Annotated in this window: 20 protein-coding genes and 1 pseudogene; 16 read left to right on the top strand and 5 right to left on the bottom strand. The window is 35.6% G+C overall.

All coding sequences use genetic code 11. The annotated features are described in order from the left end of the window. Positions 1 to 3: 3 nt before the first annotated feature. The 8 genes and pseudogenes from DVJ99_RS04800 (at position 4) to sucB (ending at position 8,923) form a co-directional block, all read left to right on the top strand. Entirely contained in the window at positions 4 to 516 is a 513-nt protein-coding gene (locus DVJ99_RS04800; RefSeq protein ID WP_105992795.1) for a GNAT family N-acetyltransferase, read from the top strand. 13 nt (positions 517 to 529) lie between these two features. After that, positions 530 to 1,618, top strand: a complete 1,089-nt coding sequence (locus tag DVJ99_RS04805) for an undecaprenyldiphospho-muramoylpentapeptide beta-N-acetylglucosaminyltransferase (protein ID WP_114603361.1) — start codon at positions 530 to 532, stop codon at positions 1,616 to 1,618. A 1-nt stretch (position 1,619) separates the two neighbouring features. Then, on the top strand, positions 1,620 to 2,237 hold the full coding sequence (locus DVJ99_RS04810; protein ID WP_114603362.1) for a phosphatase PAP2 family protein: 618 nt from the start codon (positions 1,620 to 1,622) through the stop codon (positions 2,235 to 2,237). Between the two features lie 171 nt (positions 2,238 to 2,408). Then, positions 2,409 to 2,529 (top strand): annotated as a pseudogene (locus DVJ99_RS13280) (hypothetical protein); the annotation flags it as partial. A gap of 113 nt (positions 2,530 to 2,642) precedes the next feature. Further along, positions 2,643 to 3,305, top strand: a complete 663-nt coding sequence (locus DVJ99_RS04815) for a response regulator transcription factor (RefSeq protein ID WP_114603363.1) — start codon at positions 2,643 to 2,645, stop codon at positions 3,303 to 3,305. After that, positions 3,302 to 4,666, top strand: coding sequence for a HAMP domain-containing histidine kinase (locus DVJ99_RS04820; RefSeq protein WP_114603364.1), 1,365 nt, complete (start codon positions 3,302 to 3,304; stop codon positions 4,664 to 4,666). The genes DVJ99_RS04815 and DVJ99_RS04820 overlap by 4 nt, the downstream gene beginning before the upstream one ends. Before the next feature lie 183 nt (positions 4,667 to 4,849). Then, positions 4,850 to 7,645: a 2-oxoglutarate dehydrogenase E1 component gene (locus DVJ99_RS04825; protein ID WP_114603365.1), complete on the top strand. Its 2,796-nt coding sequence runs from the start codon at positions 4,850 to 4,852 to the stop codon at positions 7,643 to 7,645. 12 nt (positions 7,646 to 7,657) lie between these two features. Further along, positions 7,658 to 8,923, top strand: a complete 1,266-nt coding sequence (gene sucB / locus DVJ99_RS04830) for a dihydrolipoyllysine-residue succinyltransferase (RefSeq protein ID WP_114603366.1) — start codon at positions 7,658 to 7,660, stop codon at positions 8,921 to 8,923. A 193-nt stretch (positions 8,924 to 9,116) separates the two neighbouring features. On the opposite strand, the gene DVJ99_RS04835 is transcribed toward sucB, so the two are convergent. Then, positions 9,117 to 9,296: a Mid2-like cell wall stress sensor domain protein gene (locus DVJ99_RS04835; protein ID WP_105992802.1), complete on the bottom strand. Its 180-nt coding sequence runs from the start codon at positions 9,294 to 9,296 to the stop codon at positions 9,117 to 9,119. A 174-nt stretch (positions 9,297 to 9,470) separates the two neighbouring features. Between DVJ99_RS04835 and DVJ99_RS04840 the strand changes: the two genes are divergently transcribed. The 5 genes from DVJ99_RS04840 (at position 9,471) to brnQ3 (ending at position 14,860) form a co-directional block, all read left to right on the top strand. Next, on the top strand, positions 9,471 to 10,286 hold the full coding sequence (locus tag DVJ99_RS04840; RefSeq protein WP_105992803.1) for a VOC family protein: 816 nt from the start codon (positions 9,471 to 9,473) through the stop codon (positions 10,284 to 10,286). A gap of 24 nt (positions 10,287 to 10,310) precedes the next feature. Next, a complete protein-coding gene (locus DVJ99_RS04845; RefSeq protein WP_105992804.1) occupies positions 10,311 to 10,514 on the top strand; it encodes a DUF6501 family protein in 204 nt (67 codons plus the stop codon). 89 nt (positions 10,515 to 10,603) lie between these two features. Beyond that, positions 10,604 to 11,395: an ATP-binding protein gene (locus tag DVJ99_RS04850; RefSeq protein ID WP_105992805.1), complete on the top strand. Its 792-nt coding sequence runs from the start codon at positions 10,604 to 10,606 to the stop codon at positions 11,393 to 11,395. A gap of 12 nt (positions 11,396 to 11,407) precedes the next feature. Next, positions 11,408 to 13,300: a vWA domain-containing protein gene (locus tag DVJ99_RS04855; protein ID WP_114603367.1), complete on the top strand. Its 1,893-nt coding sequence runs from the start codon at positions 11,408 to 11,410 to the stop codon at positions 13,298 to 13,300. 216 nt (positions 13,301 to 13,516) lie between these two features. Then, a complete protein-coding gene (gene brnQ3 / locus DVJ99_RS04860; protein ID WP_105992807.1) occupies positions 13,517 to 14,860 on the top strand; it encodes a branched-chain amino acid-like transporter carrier protein BrnQ3 in 1,344 nt (447 codons plus the stop codon). Positions 14,861 to 14,959: 99 nt separating this feature from the next. On the opposite strand, the gene DVJ99_RS04865 is transcribed toward brnQ3, so the two are convergent. From DVJ99_RS04865 to DVJ99_RS04880, 4 genes are all read right to left on the bottom strand, one after another. Continuing rightward, a complete protein-coding gene (locus DVJ99_RS04865; protein ID WP_114603368.1) occupies positions 14,960 to 15,886 on the bottom strand; it encodes a diacylglycerol/lipid kinase family protein in 927 nt (308 codons plus the stop codon). Positions 15,887 to 16,041: 155 nt separating this feature from the next. Then, positions 16,042 to 17,163, bottom strand: a complete 1,122-nt coding sequence (locus DVJ99_RS04870) for a toxic anion resistance protein (RefSeq protein WP_114603369.1) — start codon at positions 17,161 to 17,163, stop codon at positions 16,042 to 16,044. Next, positions 17,163 to 17,801, bottom strand: a complete 639-nt coding sequence (locus DVJ99_RS04875) for a 5-bromo-4-chloroindolyl phosphate hydrolysis family protein (RefSeq protein ID WP_114603370.1) — start codon at positions 17,799 to 17,801, stop codon at positions 17,163 to 17,165. The genes DVJ99_RS04870 and DVJ99_RS04875 overlap by 1 nt, the downstream gene beginning before the upstream one ends. Before the next feature lie 15 nt (positions 17,802 to 17,816). Further along, positions 17,817 to 18,086 carry an acylphosphatase gene (locus DVJ99_RS04880; RefSeq protein WP_114603371.1) on the bottom strand — a complete coding sequence of 90 codons (270 nt, stop codon included), beginning with the start codon at positions 18,084 to 18,086 and terminating at the stop codon, positions 17,817 to 17,819. A 157-nt stretch (positions 18,087 to 18,243) separates the two neighbouring features. On the opposite strand from DVJ99_RS04880, the gene msaA reads away from it, so the two are divergent. The 3 genes from msaA to DVJ99_RS04895 all read left to right on the top strand — a co-directional run bounded on the left by msaA (position 18,244) and on the right by DVJ99_RS04895 (position 22,019). Next, entirely contained in the window at positions 18,244 to 18,552 is a 309-nt protein-coding gene (gene msaA, locus DVJ99_RS04885; protein WP_114603372.1) for a regulatory protein MsaA, read from the top strand. Positions 18,553 to 18,912: 360 nt separating this feature from the next. Continuing rightward, positions 18,913 to 19,113, top strand: a complete 201-nt coding sequence (cspA, locus tag DVJ99_RS04890; RefSeq protein ID WP_001831260.1) for a cold shock protein CspA — start codon at positions 18,913 to 18,915, stop codon at positions 19,111 to 19,113. A 209-nt stretch (positions 19,114 to 19,322) separates the two neighbouring features. After that, a complete protein-coding gene (locus tag DVJ99_RS04895) occupies positions 19,323 to 22,019 on the top strand; it encodes an SdrD B-like domain-containing protein (protein WP_114603373.1) in 2,697 nt (898 codons plus the stop codon). Positions 22,020 to 22,099: the final 80 nt, after the last annotated feature.

Raw genomic sequence — 22,099 nt, forward strand, 5'->3', positions numbered from 1 at the left:
ATTATGATTCGAACTGCAACACATAATGATTTAAATGCGATTTCTGCTTTAACAGAAGATGCAAAAGAAATTATGAAGAAAGACAACAACCCGCAATGGGATGAACACTACCCGCTCATTGAACATTTTGAAGAAGATATCCAAAACAATTCTTTGTTTGTTCTTGAAGAAAACGACAAGATTTATGGTTATATTGTTATCGACCAAAACCAGTCAAAATGGTATGATGAACTAGAATGGCCGATAGATAGAACCGGCGGTTATGTCATTCACAGACTCGCCGGTTCCAAAGACTATAAAGGTGCCGCAACAGCATTGTTCAACTTTGCTGTTGAACGAGCGCTCGATCATGATGTTCACGTATTATTAACTGACACTTACGCTATCAATCATCGTGCTCAAAACTTATTTAAAAAATTCGGATTCCACAAAGTAGGAGAAGCTACTTTAGATTACCATCCTTATGATAAAGAGGATGCATTCTATGCTTATTACAGAATTTTAGAAGAAGAATAGAGAGGTATTAACCATGACGAAAATTGCATTTACCGGCGGCGGAACAGTAGGACATGTTTCAGTTAATTTAAGTTTGATTCCTATCGCTGATGATAGAGGCTACCAAACTTTTTATGTCGGCTCTAAAAACGGAATTGAAAAAGATATGATTGCATCGCAATTACCGCACACATCCTATTTTCCAATCTCAAGCGGTAAACTGCGCAGATATCTTTCTTTTGAAAACTTGAAAGATGTGTTCAAAGTCCTTAAAGGCATACTTGATGCACGTAAAGTGTTGAAAAAAGAAAAACCGGATTTACTCTTTTCTAAAGGCGGTTTCGTATCTGTGCCTGTAGTATTAGCGGCACGTTCTTTAAATATCCCTGTCATTATTCATGAATCAGATATTACGCCTGGTTTAGCGAATAAAATTTCTCTGAAATTTGCGGATAGAATCTATACTACATTCGAAGATACACTGAAATATCTTCCGAAATCCAAAGCAGATTTTGTAGGCGCAACTGTTAGAGATGACTTAAAATCGGGTAATAAAGAACAAGGTTACCAACTTACAGGATTTAATAATGATAAAAAAGTACTCTTGGTAATGGGCGGCAGTTTAGGAAGTAAAACGATTAATGATTTAATCCGACGCAACTTAGATGAATTATTGAAAGAATATCAAATCATTCATTTAACTGGTAAAGGCTTATTAGATTCAACAATCGATAAAGAAGGCTATCGTCAATTTGAATTCGTTACCAGCGAATTAACTGATTTGCTTGCGATAACAGACATAGTTGTCAGTCGTGCAGGTGCAAATGCCATTTATGAATTTTTAACATTGAATATCCCAATGTTGCTGATTCCTTTAGGCTTAGACCAATCACGCGGCGATCAAATTGATAACGCTAAATACTTCCAAGAAAAAGGTTATGCACAGACATTACCTGAAGATGAGGCAACACAACAAAAATTTATGGATGCCTTGCATGAAATCGAATCCAACCGTTCAGACATTGAAAAGCAAATGTCTAACTACCACCAATTATTTACTAAAGAGGATTTATTAGATAAGATTCTTAAAGATACAAACCAAAAGGAAACGAGGGAAAGCTGATTTGAGCCGAGCAAAGAGAATTTCACTGATTCTAGTATTTACATTGATATTCAGCGTGATTGCTGCTTTTCATCAAAATAGAATCGGGAATTGGATTGATACAGAAGTTTATGATTTTATCTATGCATCACACAGCGTAATTACAACAAGTATATTCATGGGTGCAACATGGATTGGCGAAGTATGGTCAATGATTTGCCTTTCATTATGCGTCGTAGCAATTTTGCTGCTGCGCATAATGCAAATTGAAGCATTATTCTTCGCAATTGTCATGGCTGTATCAAGTATCTCTAATCCGATTATGAAAAACACATTTGATAGAGAACGTCCAACTAAATTACGTCTAGTGGAAATCGGCGGTTACAGTTTCCCAAGCGGCCATGCAATGGGTTCAACTTCATTCTTCGGCAGCTTGATTGCTTTATCAAGTCACTATCTTGATGGCAAACCGCGCATTGTCATGACATCCTTCTGCATTTTCATGATTGCGATGATTTGTATGTCTAGAATTTATTTAGGTGTACATTATCCGACAGATGTCATTGCAGGTGTCACAGCAGGTGTGATTTGCATTTTAGGTGTATCATTATTTTTCAAAGGCAAATTCAAATCAGTTTAATATTAATAAAGATGAGATCAGGGCAGCCTGGTCTCTTTTTTTGCAGTGAGAAATAATAAAGAAATAAAAAATAACCGATTCTGCATCTCTAGCAGAATCGGTAAGTATGTCACGCTATCGTATCTGATAACGTAGTATTTACGGGCATATATAAAAGGGGATAATACGAAAATGACCAATACAATAAGAACGAAATGTGTGGGGGGATGTCTCATTTGGTATTGATAATCATTTTCAATTACTATTATACATGAGTGAGAATGGTTGTCAATTAGAAAATGTAGTTTTTTTTCATTCTCTTTAAACAGCGCACAAAATTGTCACAAATTCTGATTCTGTGAATTGTATCTTTAAACAGTTCTTTCTCTGTCTGTATGTGATAAAATCAAAACTGAGGTGCTAACTATGACAAAAATATTAATCGTAGAAGATGAGCAGAATTTAGCTCGTTTTATTGAATTAGAATTAGTACATGAGAATTATGAAGTGGATATTGAAAATGATGGGGCGGCTGGATTAGAAACCGCTTTGAATAAAGATTATGATCTGTATTTGCTGGATTTGATGCTGCCGCATATGGATGGATTAGAAATCTGCAAAAGAATAAGAGCCGTCAAATCTACACCTATTATTATCATTACTGCTAAAGGCGATACATATGATAAAGTTGCCGGATTAGATTACGGTGCTGATGATTATATTGTAAAGCCTTTTGATATAGAAGAATTATTGGCACGTATTCGTGCAACACTCAGACGTCAACCTGAAAAAGATATCATTACAATTAAAGGTATTGAAATCAATAAAGAGGCATTTCGCGTCACTATTGATGGTCAAGAACTGGAGTTAACAAAAACTGAGTATGATTTGCTGCAGCTGTTGTCTGAGAATTTGAATCATGTGATGCAGCGTGAACAAATTCTTGATCATGTCTGGGGTTATGATAGTGAAGTAGAAACAAATGTTGTTGATGTCTATATCCGCTATTTAAGAAATAAATTAAAACCTTTCGGTAAAGAAAAGGTAATCGAAACCGTTCGCGGTGTAGGATATGTGATTAGACAATGAAGCAGCGGAAATTAAAAACACAATGGATGCTGGTCACTACAAGTATTACCTTCTTAATTGTCTTCATCTTCAGCTTAGTTATCATTTATTTTTTAAGTATTACGTTAAGAGACAGCGAAATTAATGATGCTGAAAAAAGTGCAGATAATATTGCGGCTTTACTAGCGACCAAATCGCTGGATAACATTAAACCTTTAGATTTGAATGCATCATTAGGCAACTTCCAAAAAGTCATTCTTTATGATAATGATAAAGAAGTATTGACTGAAACTTCGACTATGAGTGAATATATCAACGATACTAAGTCTGTGGAACCTTCCAGTTATCACAGCGTTTATGTCAAACGCATCAAAAATGATGATTTCTTAGTAGTTTCGCATCCTATAGACACTGAAAAGTTTCAGGGCTACTCAATTATTATTCATTCATTATCAAGCTATAATAGTGTCATGCATTCATTGATTATACTTTCTGTCTTATTCGGTATCATCGCAATTATCATTACCGCAACCATCAGTTACATTTTCTCAGCTCAAATCGCAAAACCTATCACGATTATGGCAAATAAAATGAGAAAAATACGTAGAGATGGTTTCCAAGAGAAATTGGAATTGCCGACAGAATACGATGAAACTACAGACTTAATTGATACCTTCAATGATATGATGATTCAAATTGAAGAGCTGTTCGATCAACAACGCCAATTCGTAGAAGATGCTTCGCATGAATTGAGAACACCGCTTCAAATCATTCAGGGCCACCTTAACCTTATCAAGCGATGGGGGAAAAAGGATCCGGCTGTTTTAGAGGAATCATTGAACATTACCATCGAAGAAATGAATCGTATTACGAAATTAGTAGAAGAGTTATTACTTTTAACAAAAGAATCAACGTATAAAGATGCTTTAGATGTCGAACCAGTCGATGTTAATGATGAAATCACTTCGAGATTAAAATCTCTCAGACATTTGCATCCTGAATATAACTTTACCTTCAAGCCTTCCAGCAAACCGATTGTTTTAGAAATGAATCGTTACCAGCTGGAACAAGTACTGTTGATTTTCTTAGATAACGCGATTAAATATGATACGCGTGAAAAATCAATTAACATTTGTACTGAATTGAAAAACAGACAAGCGACAATTGAAATTACAGATCATGGTTCTGGTATTCCAAAACAGGATTTAGATTACATTTTCGACAGATTTTATAGAGTAGACAAATCAAGATCACGCCAACGCGGCGGTAATGGATTAGGTCTTTCTATTGCACGAAATATAGTTAATTTATACGGCGGAACGATTCAAGTTGAGAGTGAAGTAGATGCTTATACAACGTTCAGAATCACTTTCAACGTATAATTACATTTAAAAAGGAATTCTACTTTATTCGTTCCATCTTCTATTTATGGTTATATATGTGTACAAAGAGCCGTCATATCGGCTCTTTTTCATGTTATCAATTCGGCTTTCTCCCTTTAATTTGTGAACATTTAATGATATTATTTATTTGTAAGCGTTTCAATATATTGTGGAGGGAGTAATATGACGAAATATACACAGGTTAGTGAAGCACCTGTAAATTTCGGAGCTAATTTAGGGGTAATCATAGATTTATATGATCAATATCTACAAGATCCAACTTCTGTCTCTGAAGATTTACAAGTTCTATTCAGCACAATTAATAATGACAACAGAGAGGTGGCTGCAGCACCTTCATCAAGTTCAGATGATATGACAATTAAACAAGTTATGCGTTTAATTGACAATATCAGACAATACGGACATCTGCAGGCTGATATTTATCCCGTCAATCGTCCAGAACGCAAACACGTTCCTAGACTTACGATTGAGGATTTCAACTTGACAAAAGAAGATTTAGAAAACATTTCTCCAGGCATCGTATCAGACCATTTTTCTGATATTTATGACAATGCGTACGAAGCAATCAAACGCATGGAGAAACGTTACAAAGGACCAATTGCATTTGAATATACACACATCAATAACAATACTGAGCGCTCTTGGCTCAAACGACGTATTGAAACGCCATATAAAGCAAATATTAATAAAAGCCAAAAACTTGAACTGTTTAAAACTTTAGCACACGTAGAAGGATTCGAGAAATATCTTCATAAAAACTTTGTAGGGGCAAAGCGATTTTCTATTGAAGGTGTCGATACACTTGTTCCTATGTTGCAGCAAACATTGAAACGTGCAGCTAAAGAAGAAATTCAAAATATTCAAATCGGTATGGCACACCGCGGACGTTTAAACGTGTTGACGCATGTGCTTGAAAAACCGTATGAAATGATGATTTCTGAATTCATGCATACAGATCCGATGAAATTCTTGCCAGAAGATGGAAGCTTAGAATTAACATCTGGTTCAGCATGGACAAGTGATGTTAAATATCACTTAGGCGGAACAAAAACAACTGACTCTTACGGTACAAAACAACGCATTTCACTTGCGAACAACCCGAGTCACTTAGAAATTGTTTCACCTGTTGTATTAGGTAAAACACGTTCTGTACAAGATGACCGTCATCAAGGCGGAAAAGTAGAAACTGATTTCAAAAAATCAATGCCGATTTTAATCCATGGTGACGCAGCTTACCCTGGACAAGGTATTAACTTTGAAACAATGAACCTTGGCAACCTTGATGGTTACTCAACTGGCGGTTCATTGCACTTAATCACAAACAACCGTATCGGTTTCACTACTGAACCGACAGACGGCCGTTCTACAACTTATTCTACAGATGTCGCAAAAGGGTACGATGTGCCGATTATGCACGTCAATGCGGATAATGTAGAAGCAACTATCGAAGCAATTGATATCGCTATGGACTTCAGAAAAGAATTCCATAAAGATGTTGTTATCGATTTAGTCGGCTATCGTCGTTATGGTCATAACGAAATGGATGAACCATCTATCACTAACCCGATGCCATATCATAACATCCGCAAGCATCCAACTGTCGATCATATTTACGGTGAACAGCTTGTTGATGAAGGTATCATTTCTAAAGATGAAATGAACGCTGTCTTAGATGATGTACAAAAAGAATTACGTGCAGCACATGATAAAATCGATAAAAATGATAAAACAACTACAAAAGACATGTCTAAACCTGATAGTTTAGATTTACCATTGCAACCGGATGATCGTGAATTTGATGTTGATGAATTAAAATCAATTAACGATGCATTATTAAGCTATCCAACTGGTTTTGAAGTCTTGAAAAAACTTAACAAAGTTTTAGAGAAACGCAGAGAACCATTTGAAAAAGAGGATGGTTTAGTTGACTGGGCACAAGCGGAACAACTTGCATTTGCGACAATCATGCAAGACGGCACACCAATCCGCTTAACAGGTCAAGACAGCGAACGCGGTACATTCAGTCACAGACATGCTGTATTGCATAATCCTGATAATGGCGATGAATATATTCCATTACAACATGTTCCTAACCAAAGAGCATCTTTCGATGTGCATAACTCACCACTATCTGAAGCAGCAGTAGTCGGCTTTGAATACGGTTATAATGTTGAAAACAAGGGTACTATGAATATTTGGGAGGCCCAATACGGCGACTTCGCAAATATGGCCCAAATGATTTTCGATAACTTCTTATTCAGCAGTAACGCAAAATGGGGCGAGCGTTCTGGTTTAACATTGTTCTTGCCGCACTCTTATGAAGGTCAAGGACCAGAACACTCTTCAGCAAGATTAGAGCGCTTCTTGCAGCTATCTGCTGAAAACAACGCGACAGTAGTAAACTTATCAAGCTCAAGCAACTACTTCCACTTGCTTCGTGCACAAGCCGCAAGTCTGGACACTGACGCTATGCGTCCGTTAGTAGTAATGTCACCGAAAAGCTTATTAAGAAACAAAACAGTTTCTGATACAATCGATAAGTTTACAGATGGTCATTTCGAACCTATCTTGCCAGAAGAATATGAAGCAGACAAAGTTAAAAAAGTAATTTTAGCTTCAGGTAAAATGTTTATTGATTTGAAAGAGCGTTTGCAAAAAGAACCTGATGATTCAATTCTTCTTATCGCAGTTGAAAGATTATATCCTTTCCCTGTTGAAGAAGTACAAGCGGTCATCGATCAATTAACAAACTTAGAAACAATTGCATGGGTTCAAGAAGAACCGCAAAACCAAGGTGCTTGGTCATTCGTATATCCTTACTTAAGCGATTTAGCAAGCGATAAATACGAATTACAATACAGCGGTCGAATCAAACGTTCTGCGCCAGCTGAAGGTGACGGAGAAAATCATAAACTTGTTCAAAAATCTATTATCGAAGAGAGTCTTAACAAAAATTAGGGGGAAAATAGTATGTCTGAGATCGTAGTTCCAGAGTTAGCAGAATCTATTACGGAAGGTACAATAGCTGAATGGTTGAAAAATCCTGGTGATTCAGTAGATAAAGGTGAAGCTGTTGTTGAATTAGAAACTGATAAAGTCAACGTTGAAGTTGTATCAGAAGAAGCAGGTGTTCTTCAAGAACATTTAGCTGAACCTGGCGACACTGTTGAAGTAGGACAAGCAATCGCAACTGTAGGGGAAGGCAGCGGAAGTCCATCATCAAGTTCATCTGACGACAAACAAGAAGAAGCACCTAAATCTGAAGAAAAATCAGAAAGCAAGTCTGAAGAAAAAGATGCACCAGCAAAATCTGACAAAGACAGCAGCTCAAGCGACCAACGTGTCAACGCAACACCATCAGCGCGCAAATATGCACGTGAAAAAGGTATCGACTTAGCTGAAGTTGCTTCTAAAGGCAATGACGTTGTACGTAAAGACGATGTAGATTGCAAACAACAAGGCGGTCAATCAAGCCAAAAATCTGAAACAAAATCTGAAGCACCTGCTAAACAACAAAACAGCACACCTTCAAAACCAGTGATTCGTGAAAAAATGTCACGCCGTAAGCAAACTGCTGCGAAAAAATTATTAGAAGTATCTAATAACACAGCAATGCTTACAACATTCAACGAAGTAGACATGACAAACGTAATGAACTTGCGTAAACGTAAAAAAGAACAATTCATTAAAGACCATGACGGTACTAAATTAGGCTTCATGTCATTCTTCACAAAAGCAGCTGTAGCAGCATTGAAAAAATATCCAGCAGTTAACGCTGAAATCGATGGTCAAGATATGATTACTAAACAATTCTACGATATCGGTATTGCGGTATCTACAGATAACGGTTTAATCGTGCCATTCGTTCGCGACTGCGATAAGAAAAACTTTGCGGAAATCGAAAGCTCAATCGCTGACTTAGCAGTGAAAGCACGTGATAACAAATTATCACTTGGCGACTTAATGAACGGTTCATTCACAATCACAAACGGCGGTATCTTCGGTTCAATGATGTCTACTCCAATCATTAACGGAAGCCAAGCTGCAATCTTAGGAATGCACTCAATTATCACTCGTCCAATCGCAATCGATAAAGATACTATCGAAAACCGTCCAATGATGTACATTGCGTTAAGCTATGACCACAGAATCATTGATGGTAAAGAAGCAGTTGGATTCTTAAAAACAATCAAAGAGCTTATTGAAAGCCCTGAGGACTTACTTTTAGAATCATAATTGAAAGTTTAAAACACACTATATACCTTAATACAACGGCGTTTGACGTCGTTGTATTTTTTTACATATATAACGCTAAATCGTACTCAAAATGTTCTACGGATCAGTTTCACTTTATGTAATCTATTTGTTTATATAAAAATAGAAAGCATCAGCAAAAACCATAACGTTGCTGATGCTTTCTTATACACATTTAAATCATATTCATTACGATAAGTTCAATAATTGCTAAAACTACAAACACGATACATATCAATCCGAAGTGCTGCTTCTTAAGCTTCGCATTTTCTTTAAACGTGCCTGTAAAGTAGTTAATGCCTGAATAAGCAGCAATTAATACTGTGAGCGCAAAAAGTATCCAGAAATTAAGCATTTTAAATCATCTCCTTTGATTCCATCTTTCCAGATTAAAAATGCAATTTCTAATCGTTTATACTATTACTATACCTTAATTTGAAGGAAGTTATTCAATAGGTACTTCATCATACAAAAATCGTTCCATTTAAGTTATAATGAATGAGAAATCTGAAAAGAAGGTGTGGGTAAAATGGCAGGATTGCGAAGTGTTACAGTAGGTACTCAAAATCTAGAACAGACAATTCATTTATTTCATAATATTTTAGGACTTAATTACGAAAGACAAGGCTCAAAAAATGCGGTGCGTTTCGGAGATGCGGATTTAAGTCCAGGTACGAGAGTACACTTTATTGAAGTACCAAATTATACTACTGATGCCAACCATGTATTAAGTATCGGTTTGAGAACACCGACTGATTTAGGTTTAGAAGAATATCAGTCTATTTTAAGTCAAAATGAAATTCAATTCGGCGAAGTTATAGAAATGAATGATCATAAGCATTTCGAGTTCAAAGACGGTAACGGTCAGTTTTTTGATATTTATTCGAATGAACGCAATAGCGGGGTACCATTAGGTATGCCTACAGATGACAGTACTGTTAATCCTTTGCATCAAATTCAAGGGTTAGGACCAGTCATCGTACAAGTCAATGAAGTATTATTGACTGCATCGATATTATCAAAAGTATTCGGTCTGGATCATTTTGCTGAATATACACCAACAACAGATGCTGACTTTAAAGTCCAAGTCTTTCGAATCGGAGAAGGCGGTTTAGGCGGAGAATTACATATTTTCCAAGCGGGCGAACCGATTGATATGGCTGAATACGGTTCTGTCGAACAAATCGAATTCAGTACAGATTCTAAACAAGCTTACCGCAATGCTGTTCAGCAGCTGGAAATTATCGGTATTCCATATCAAACATTAGAACAAAAAGATTCTGAGTCTGTGCGAATTACTGAAAACAGCGGTCTATCATTCATCTTGACTTTAGAAAAAGCATAGGACATATAGAAAGGATTGAAATTTATGTTACATGAAGAATGGAAAGAAAAAGAACCAATTAAAAAAGTAGAGGTATTGCATACTGATGCGAAAAAATTCACAGTATCTGATATGCTTACAGTAGGAAAGCAATATGACGTTGTTAACGAAACTGAAGAATATTATCAAATCATTGATAACTCAGGTAAAGTAGGCGGCTACTATAAAGATTACTTCAAAGAAGTATAAAAAGACATTTAATTAAATAGACATTAACAGGCTTGGGCACTTATGGTGCCCCGGTCTATTTTTTGATGTTTATGAAAAGGAGAATTTTAATGGAACAACATCAGTATATTAACGCTGATAAAACAGTGTTTGGCGATGCATATGCCATGATGCGTTTAAATAAAAATATATTATTAAAAGGACCTACTGGTTCAGGGAAAACAAAACTTGCTGAATCGTTGAGCGAGGAAATCAATATTCCAATGTATCAAGTCAATTGTTCAGTTGATCTAGATGCTGAGAGTTTGCTTGGTTTCAAAACAATCCAAACGAGTGAAGACGGCACACAAGAAATCGTTTTTATTGATGGCCCTGTCATCAAGGCAATGAAAGAAGGTCATATCTTATATATTGACGAAATCAATATGGCTAAGCCAGAAACATTACCGATTTTAAACGGGGTACTCGATTACCGCCGCAGTTTAACGAATCCTTTTACTGGTGAAGTCATCAAAGCAAAACCCGGCTTTAATGTCATCGCAGCTATTAACGAAGGCTATGTTGGTACATTACCAATGAACGAGGCATTGAAAAACCGCTTCGTAGTCATTCAAGTCGACTACATTGACGGTGAAACATTAAAAACAGTCATTAAAGAACAAAGCCGATTGGATGATGACGCATTAATTTCTAAAATTGCAGCTTTCAATGAAGACTTGCGTACGATGACAAAACAAGGTCAAATCTCTGAAGAAGCAGCAAGTATCCGTGCATTAATCGACATGAGCGATTTGGCAACAGTCATGCCGATTGAACGTGCCATCCAACGTGCAATCATTGATAAATTAGAAGACGAACGCGAACAGCAAGCCATTATCAATGCGATAGAATTGAACTTTTAGTGAGGGATAAATATGAGCAATCGTTTTATCAAATTTAATGATGAAATTTTAGATGCTAAAAAAGTGATGATGCTGCAAGACTTGGCACGTCTTCTTCTTAAAAACAACCAGACGCATGTCAAAATTCAAAAATTCCCTTATTACGATCCGATTGAAAATGAACTGATTGCCAGTGTCTTTTGGACACATCGTCCAAGCCAAATTGAAATCACTGGTTTAAAAACTGATGTCTTGCTTGCGACATACGGTTATCGTTTAATGGATCAATTTATTGTGAATGAAGTACTAGATAACAATGATTTCAAACACCCAAGTTTCTTCAGACAAGTATTCAAATTATTAGAGGATATGCGTGTACTTAATGCAATTACAAATATCCGTCCTAGTATGAAAAGTGCAATTGAAATGCGTAAGCGTGTCAGATTAAACTATACAGAATCGCAAATCAATGTATATCGCACCAAAACAACATATACCGATTTGATTTTCTTATATTTAGAACAATCACTGCTGACAGAAAACTTTTATGAAGTTCCAAGTATCCGTCCTGATTTAGATCCTATCATTCAAAGTATGTATATGTATCTTCCGAACTTCTTTATGAACTATACAACTGAAGATAATAAATTTTTAGCTGAAAGAATTATGTATCAGCTTGATGATCTTCTAGAAGAAGATATGCTCAATGAATACTACTATATACCGCGTAACGTCTATAAAGCGTTGCAGGAACAAACATTCGAAGATTTAAAACGTGTAGATGCGGCAAATGTAGATGGTAAAGATAACAGTGAAGAAGAGGATGACATCGAAACTGCAGAAGCTGAAACAAAAGCACAAGATTCAAAATCAGAAGGCGGCGCCTATTTAGAAATGGAACTGCATGAAGGTGAAAACAGTGAAGCTGTCAGTGATAATGATACTGCACGTGAAGGTGATGCATCAGATGATATGACAGATATGATGACGAAAAAAGGCAAAGGCTCTAATGATACGATTGATAACGAAGAGGGCGGACAAACCGGCGCAGCAGCACAGCCATTTGTCTTGAAAGGTATCAATGAAAATGTAGAAGTACAGTGGCATACACCAAAAATCACTGATGAAGATAGAGCGAACTATCATTCAGTACATCAGGAAGTACAATACGAAATTAAAGATTTAACACAAATCATTCAAAAAACTATCGATCGCGAACAAATCGATGAACGCCATAATCTTACTAAAGGACGCTTGCAGCGTGACTTGATTAATTGGTTTATTGATGACCAATATAAAATGTTCTATAAAAAACAAGATTTAAGCCGTTCGTTCGATGCGACATTTACATTGCTGGTAGATGCTTCAGCAAGCATGATTGATAAAATGGATGAAACGATTAAAGGTGTCGTACTTTTCCATGAAACATTAAAATCGCTGAATGTGAAACATGAAGTTTTAGCATTCAATGAAGATGCATTTGAAGCTGATGATAAAACACAACCTAATATCATCGATGAAATTATCGATTATAATTATTCTACCGGTTCCAAAGACAGCCCTAGAATTATGGAATTAACACCGCAAGATGATAACAGGGATGGTGTCGCAATTCGGCTTGCAAGCGAACGCTTATTGAACAGACCGCACCATCAGCGCTTCTTAATTATATTTTCTGATGGTGAACCTTCTGCTTATAACTATGATCAAGACGGTATCATTGATACGTATGAAGCAGTAGAGGAAGCAAGAAAATACGGCATTGAAGTTTTCAATGTCTTTTTAAGCCAAGAAGAAATTACCGAAGACATTGAACGTACGATTCATAATATATATGGACAATTTGCATTATTTGTAGAAGGTGTTGAAAACTTGCCGAGCCAACTTTCACCGCTGCTCAAGAAACTATTATTGAAATCTGTTTAAAAAATATACGCGTACAACTAGCAATGGTATTTTTAATTGTTAATTGTATGCGTTTTATTGTTTTTCAATTAAGTCATACGGCATATTTTTCGAAAAAATGACATCATTTGCGCGATACTTTTTAAATTTTCTGAAAGTTTATATAGCATTTCCTTTTACGTTATGCTAAAATAAAGCAATGTTTAAGATTTATTGTAATAGAAGGAGCACATCAATATGAATAAAAACACATGGATTATCGGGTTTACTTTGTTTGCCATCTTCTTTGGCGCAGGAAACCTCATCTTCCCACCAAATTTAGGTTTAGATAGCGGGCACTATTTCTGGCCGGCTATTCTGGCATTTGTCTTAACGGGAATCGGGTTACCGTTATTAGGGGTAGTTGTAGGCGCTTTGGATAAACAAGGTTACATCGGCGCATTCAACAAAATATCACCAGTTTTCTCAGTGGTATTCTTAGTTGCTATTTACTTAACGATCGGACCGTTATTTGCGATTCCGCGTACTGCATCTACTTCATTTGAGATGACAGTTACACCGATTATCAATACGAACAGTCCTATTGCATTATTTATTTTCTCAGTAATTTATTTTGCGGTAGTATTATACCTTTGTTTAACACCAGGTAAAATGGTGGATCGTATCGGTTCATTATTAACACCTGCATTATTAATTACAATTGTAGCTATGATTATTAAAGGATTTATGGACTTCGGCGGAAACCCTTCAAGTAATGGTACAGAGGCCTATACATCAACATTATCAGGTTTCTCGCAAGGGTTTACCCAAGGTTATCTTACAATGGATGCCATTGCGGCAATTGCATTCTCAATGATTGTTGTTAATGCAGTTAAAGCTACAGGTATCACACATGCTAATACGATTTTCAAACAAACAGCAATGGCAGGGGTAATTGCGGCTGCTGGTTTAATGTTCATCTATATCTCTTTAGGTTATATCGGAAACCATATGGTCGTTTCACCAGAGAAACTTAAAGATTTAGCAGATCATAACCAAAACATCGGTACTTATTTATTAACAACAATTGCTGGTACTGGTTATGGAGAGTTCGGTAAATACTTATTAGGTATTATCGTTGCACTTGCATGTTTAACAACTGCTTGCGGACTTGTAGTAGCAGTAAGCCAATACTTCAATAGTATTATTCCTAAAATTTCATACAAAGCATACGTAATTGGATTTACATTAATCAGTTTAGTACTTGCTAACTTAGGTCTTAACCAAGTTATCCAACTTTCAATCCCAGTACTAATGATTTTATATCCAATCGGTATCACAACTGTATTATTAATTTTAATGGCACGATTCGTTCCAATGAAACCAATCGTTCAGCAATTTACAATTACAGTGATTACGATTACATCATTAATCAGTGTTGCTGTAGCGAAAAAATGGATTGCATTTGATGCATGGTCAAATTTACCATTAGCTAAAAACAGCTTAGAATGGTTCCCAATCGCGATTGTTTCAGTCATTATCGGCTATTTAATCAGTTTAGGATTCAAAAAACAATCACCGATTGTTTACGAAAAAGAATAAGCATTTAAAAAAGGTCTCGAATTTTTGTTCGAGACCTTTTTCCTATATACATACTCAATTAATTCAATTTACTTAGTGAAATATTCCGCAAATCACTCTTTATGATTCTTGGTTTTCGATATCCACGTACAATAACTTCACTTTTTCTTTTAACACTTTAATTTCTGCAGGTGTTTCAAATAATATTTCTCCATCTATATCTAATTTAGTGTTAGGTTCTGTTTTCAGTGTTGCTTCATCTGCAGAAACTAATGTGATGTTTTCAGTAATATCATTCCAATTCATACTATCTTTCACTTGGAAGAAATCTTTAATCATACTCATATTGTGGTTTTTGAATAAGAAGATATTCATCTTACCATCACAAGGGGAGAGGTCTTCCAATGGTATACGGCTGCCGCCTACAAAATTGCCGTTTGCTATGAGTATCATTGAAGTTTCGCCCGTATACGATTCACCGTTTGCTTCTACTGTATAATGGTATGTATCCGGATCAGCAATCACTTTGATTGTGGTAAATACATAGCTCAATTTACCAAGAACTTTTTTCTTGTTAGAATCAACGTTTTCAGAGTTTTGAACCATCATACCAATACCAGCAAAGTTTAATGCAATGTGCCCATTGATATCAAGCACATCAAATGATTTTACTTGTGCATCTAATAGTTCTGCAGATGCTGGGGCTGGTTTAGGTGATAAATTTAATGTTTTAGCAAAATCATTAAATGTACCGCCTGGAATAATGCCGATAGGAATATCTAAATCATTTAAGACTACACCATTAACTAATTCGTTCACAGTGCCGTCTCCGCCTAAAATGAAAAAGACATCGTATGATCCATTATTTTCTTCGCGGATTTCATCGCAAAACTTTTGAATATCTCCTTCTTCTTTACTTAATTTAACTGTGAGTTCATCACACATTTGCGTAATATTTTCTACTACTTGGCTGAGCTCTTTATATAAATTGCCTTGGCCCGCAGCTTTATGGTAAAAAAGAACACCTTTATGAAAGTGTTGAGTCATAATAATCTACTCCTTTGACTGAATCTCATGAATGGACTTCACTCTTTGATACCCTGAATTACAGCCTGATAAATATAAAATCTAAAAACAGGTAAAAAAACGACTATCCTTTACTGCTTTGCAAAGCAGGGCAGATAATCGTTTTATCAAAGGTGTTATTGAACTTTATTATCTTTCATTGTTAATAATCTATCTTTCATGTCAGCTTCTAAGTGTTGCAGCTCTTGTTCAGCTTGCTGGCGTTTTTCACGACCTTCAGCTTGAATTTGCAATGTTTGTTCAACGGTTTCGATAATATTTTCATGCGTTGATTTCAACGTTTCAATATCAACAATACCGCGTTCATTTTCAACTGCAGTATCAATTGCATTTTGTTTTAATAGTTCAGAGTTCGCTGTCAGCAAATCATTAGTAGTATCTGTTACTGCTCTTTGTGCTGACATCGCTTGTCGTTGACGCATTAACGTTAACGCAATAGCCATTTGGTTCTTCCATAATGGAATACTTGTCAAAATAGAACTTTGAATCTTTTCAGCTAAAGTTTGGTTCACATTTTGAATCATACGGATTTGCGGTGCAGTCTGCAAGGAAATTTGTCGTGACAGCTGCAAGTCATAAATACGTTTATCTAAACGATCCGCAAATTGTTCTAAATCCGCAACTTCTTGAATATCCATTTGGTTGCCAGATTCATATGCTTGATTGCGTTTTGCGGGCAATTCATTATCTAGGATTTCTTTTTTCTTTTCTTGAGCAGCCGCAATATATAAATTAAGTTCATCAAAGTAGTCTTTGTTTTGATCGTATAATCCATTTAATAACTGGATATCTCGGTTCAAACTGTCTTTATGATTTTTCAATTCTACAGAAATGCGATCTACTTGCGAACCTACAGATTGCATTCTAGAGAATATTTCATTTGCGGAAGCTTTGGCTCTTTTAAAAATTTTCTTTAAGAACGAATCTTTTTCTTGTTTAAAATCATCCGGCTGTACTTCTTTTAATTTCGTCATTAATTGATTTAAAGTATCTCCGATAGGGCCGGTATCTTTAGATTTCACTTCGCTCAGCATTTTATGCGAGAACGATGACATGCTGGATTGTGCATTAGAACCGAATTTCATTAAAGAATCATAGTTCATCGGTTCAATCTGGTTGGCAAGCTCATGTATTTTCTTTTGTTGTTCTGGTGTAAAATCTTTATTTGCTTCCATTAAAGTAGTATCATTCGATACTTGGCTTTGTAATTCAGGCTGTTTAGGCATCTCATTAGCCATTAATCATGCTCCTTCCATTCGAGTTTGCGTTGCTGTTCTATCTTATTCATTTCCATTTCAACATCAAGTCGCGTGTAATCTTCTTCATTAAGACGTTTCAAATCCGCAACTAAAGTACGCTTTACTTCATCTAGTGTAATACGCGTTTGTTCCAACTTTTGTTTCTCTTCTTTAGATTTAGCAGGCATTTTAGCTAATCTTGTATAGCTTTCGATTAAATTTAAAGCATTATCTAAATGAGAATAAAAAAAGCTATCTACAATGAAGAATTTTTGAGGCTGCTGTCTTACTGTGAAATATATCGTTCTTGCTAATCTATGAATTTCATTCACTTGTTTAAAGTCTTTAATTGAACGTACATTGATAAAAGATTTTAACAGCTTTCTCACTTTTGTTTGTGCATTATTCAATTGGTGGCGCACAAACCTGAAATCTCTGCGTGTTAATCCTATTTCTTGTAAATATTTTTTTGATGTTAAAAATTGAGTGGGGAAGTAGAGTGCAAAAAATGTTGCGACACCGATTCCCAAATCATATACAAAAAGTATATCGAATGCATAGATACTTGTGAGCCAAGCGACAATTGCAGCTGGAACGCCTACGAGTGTTCCATAAATTCGAGAAATATAATATCTCAATTTACATCTTCCTTTTTAAATAGTTCTAAATCCTTTCAAAGATGAATCTGTATCTAGTTGTTCTATTTTATAATCCGAAACTTTGGAAGCAGGGGAAGCACCCTCAATTACAGCTTGGGTAAATTGTTCAAGGTTTTGTTCCTCACCTTGTGCATAGACCTCTACATACTGATCAACATTTTGTACAGTCCCTGATATTTGATATTTTTGAGCTAGGCGTTCTGTAAAATAACGGAATCCGACACCTTGAACTTGCCCAAAAACTTGAATTTTTCTACGTTGCATAAGATCACCTCTTTGTTATATTATACGAATTTTCAACGTAAAATCCTAATATTTACTACATTTACAGCATTCTATAGAACGAAACACATTCCTTGAAATTTTCATGCAAATAGTTGAAAATAAAAAGGAACAATTATTCAATAAAGGGGATTTTAACGTGTGGACAGTCAATATGATCAGAGCTGACTATGAGGGATGGTGGTTGTTCGATGACTGGCGTGAAAAAATTTGCGAACAATATCATTTTGAGAACTATGAGGATATGCTCGAAAAATATAAAGATTTAGTTTGTTTGTCTAAAACGAAATTTGATAATTTCACGAAAGGTAAATATAATATTTATGCATTTTATAATAATTGCGATATGAGATTTTGCGAAGATTGCGATGAAGATATGCAAATATTTTATAGCTTTATCGTATTAAATAATAACGAAGTTTATTACGACCTTCCAATTATTGAGTAATTAATTTTTACTATTTGTATTGCAATGATAGGGCGAATGCACTATAATTGGTTTTAAGCAATAGTTTTATTCCATATTGCAAAGAATATTTAGCTCAAACATATATATAGAAACATACTGATAGCATTACTTTTGCAAGATCTGTAAGGGTGGTATCGTACAATTTATAATTTGTTGAGTCAATAAAACAGTTATTTATCCACCTGCAGCTTATACATAAGACTGTTGAGAAGTGATTAGAATTATTGAGATAGCTCCGAATTACTTTTGTGGTTTTACAGTACTCTAATTATTTGTAAGTATTTTTTGTAATATGCGAATAATGCATATTGAATTTTAGTCTTGGAGGTTTCACAAATTATGAAACAAGGTACAGTTAAATGGTTCAACGCTGAAAAAGGATTCGGTTTTATCGAAGTTGAAGGAGAAAACGACGTATTCGTACACTTCTCAGCTATTAACCAAGAAGGTTACAAATCATTAGAAGAAGGTCAATCAGTTGAATTTGAAGTAGTTGAAGGCGACCGCGGTCCTCAAGCTGCAAACGTTGTTAAACTATAATAAATAGATTACATTTATTGACTATTTAAAACACTTTACTTCTGTAAAGTGTTTTTTTCTTGTTTTATCCTCGCTAAATAACGAAACTCCTAATGTAAATTTATTTTAAAATTTTAGTAAATTAAAATTTCCACATACTTTTCTGTGCTATATTCTACTTACTAAATATAGACTGCACACACATCATACAGCACAGAAGGAGCACATCTATGAAGAAGAACACAAACAACCACTATTACTCAATTCGCAAATTCACTATGGGAACAGCTTCAATTTTAATCGGAACAGGTGTTTATTTAGGTATCAGTCATCACGCAGAAGCAGCTGAAGGAGACACACCTGCGCCAACTATCTCAAATTCACAAACACAAGCCGCACCAACTGCACCTCAAACTGTTGGTGCAGAAACTCCGTCAACACAAACTAATCCTTCATCAACTTCACAAACGAATTTTAAAATCGGAGATTATGCTTGGGTAGATACAGATGGAGACGGTATCCAAGGTGATACTGAACAACCTCTAGCCAATCTCAAAATAGATTTAACACAAAATGGCCAAACTATCGCTTCAACAACTACTGATGCGAATGGTAAATATCTTTTTTCAAATGTCGCAAATGGTACTTATGAATTAAATTATGAAACACCAGACGGCTACACACCAACGCAAGTACAAGCAGGTGAAGATGAAACAAAAGATTCCAATGGCGGACCAGCAGAAGTCACAATTAATAATGCAGATGATCTTTCCATTGATTTCGGTTATTTAAAAGACGAACCTGTACCCGTAGCAAAATATAACATGGGTGATTTCGTTTGGAATGATTTAAACCAAAATGGTATTCAAGATAAAGACGAACCTGGTTTAAAAGACGTACAAGTGACACTTACAAATCCGGATAACACGAATTTAACAACTACAACTAATGAAAAGGGCAACTATACATTTACTGATTTGCCGAACGGCAACTATAAAATTGCCTTTGCGACACCTGCAGGTTTTGTACCTACTAAAACAGGACAAGGCGATATTGATGTAGATTCCAACGGTGTAAACGCCGATGTTCTGATCCAAGATGCGAATAACGCCTTTGTGGACAGTGGTTTTTATCAATTACCGACATCGTTTAAAATTGGTCATTTAGCATGGGTAGATGCTGATCAAGATGGCATTCAAGGGGATACTGAACTTGGTCTCGCTCATGTTAAAGTCGATTTGACAAAAGACGGTAAAGTAGTCGCATCTACTGCGACAGATAGTAATGGACACTATCAGTTTGATAACGTTAATAACGGCACTTACCAAGTCGAATTCGATGTACCTGAAGGCTATACACCGACACAAGTTCAAGCAGGCGAAGATGAAACAAAAGACTCTAATGGTACACCTGTAGAAATCACAATTGATAACGCAGATAATCTAACCATTGATATGGGATATTTAAAAGATGCGCCGACACCTGTCGCTGTCTATGAATTAGGAGATTTTGTATGGAATGATTTAAACGAAAACGGTATTCAAGATAAAGACGAACCTGGCTTAAAAGACGTACAAGTGACACTTACAAACCCAGATAACTCTACTTTGACTACTGTGACAGACGCAAAAGGTAATTATAAATTTTCTCAAATACCTAACGGGAAATATAAAGTTGCCTTTACGACACCTGCAGGCTTTGTGCCTACTAAAACTGGTCAGGGCGAAGCAGATAATGACTCTAACGGCAGCGTCACTGAAATTAACATTTCAGATGCGAATAACGATTTTGTAGATAGCGGCTTTTATAAACCAGTGGTGAAAACACCTGAAGTTCAACCAGTAACACCAGAATTACCTAACAACACAAATCAACCTGTATCAGAAGAAGATCAAACAGATTATTCTTCACAATTATTAGAGTTCACACCAACTGAAACAACACAAAACACTCAACCATCTTCAGATACAAAAGTGCCTGTAAGTACACCTGAAGCTGAAGTTGAAGATAATACTGATTATTCTACTGAATTATTGAACCAAAATAATCAAGTAACTGAAATTGAAGATAACACAGATTACTCTTCACAACTTTTAGAATTTACGCCAGTATCTGATTCAAAAGTACCTGCAAATACACTTAAAACTGAAGTTGAAGATAATACTGATTATTCTACTGAATTACTGAACCAAACTAATCAAGTAACTGAAATTGAAGATAACACAGATTACTCTTCACAACTTTTAGAATTTACGCCAGTATCTGATTCAAAAGCACCTGTAAGTACACCTGAAACTGAGGCTGAAGATAATACTGATTATTCTACTGAATTACTGAACCAAACTAATCAAGTGACTGAAATTGAAGACAACACAGATTACTCTTCACAACTTTTAGAATTTACGCCAACACCTTCTACTTCAGTAACAACACCGGCTACAGTAAATAAAACTTCTTGTGATGTTGCAGATTCAAAAACGAAAGATAATGTAAATCATGTTTCATCAGTATTAGAACCAAGTTATGTCTCAACGCCAGTGACAAAAGCAGGACAAACAGGCAATACAACTGAACTTAAAAAACAAAAAGAACCAACAAAACAAAAACAAATTCAGACTAACATTGATAAAAAGGATAGTATTTCTAATAAAGTTGGAAAAACAGTGAATCCAAAAACTGAAGTTGACTCATCTCTTACAGATAAGAAAACTGATGTGTCTATCAATACTAAACAAACAACTGCAGCTAAAAGCGATTCTTCTAACAATAAAGTCCAAACAAATCACGTTTCTAAAAAGAAACAAGAGAAAAAAGAATTACCGAAAACAGGGGAGTCAACACTGACATCAAGTATCGTTTTATTCGGTTTATCTCTAGCAGCAGTCGGTAGTGCTTTATTATTGAAACGTCGTAATTCAAAAAATTAAATAGGGAATGCGGCATCAAAAAAACGAACTGACAATAATCAGTTCGTTTTTGCTTTATACATATTTATTATTAGTGAGGT

Origin of the sequence: Staphylococcus sp. EZ-P03 (assembly GCF_003344575.1) — a bacterium.
In the GTDB taxonomy this organism is placed as follows: domain Bacteria; phylum Bacillota; class Bacilli; order Staphylococcales; family Staphylococcaceae; genus Staphylococcus; species Staphylococcus simulans_B.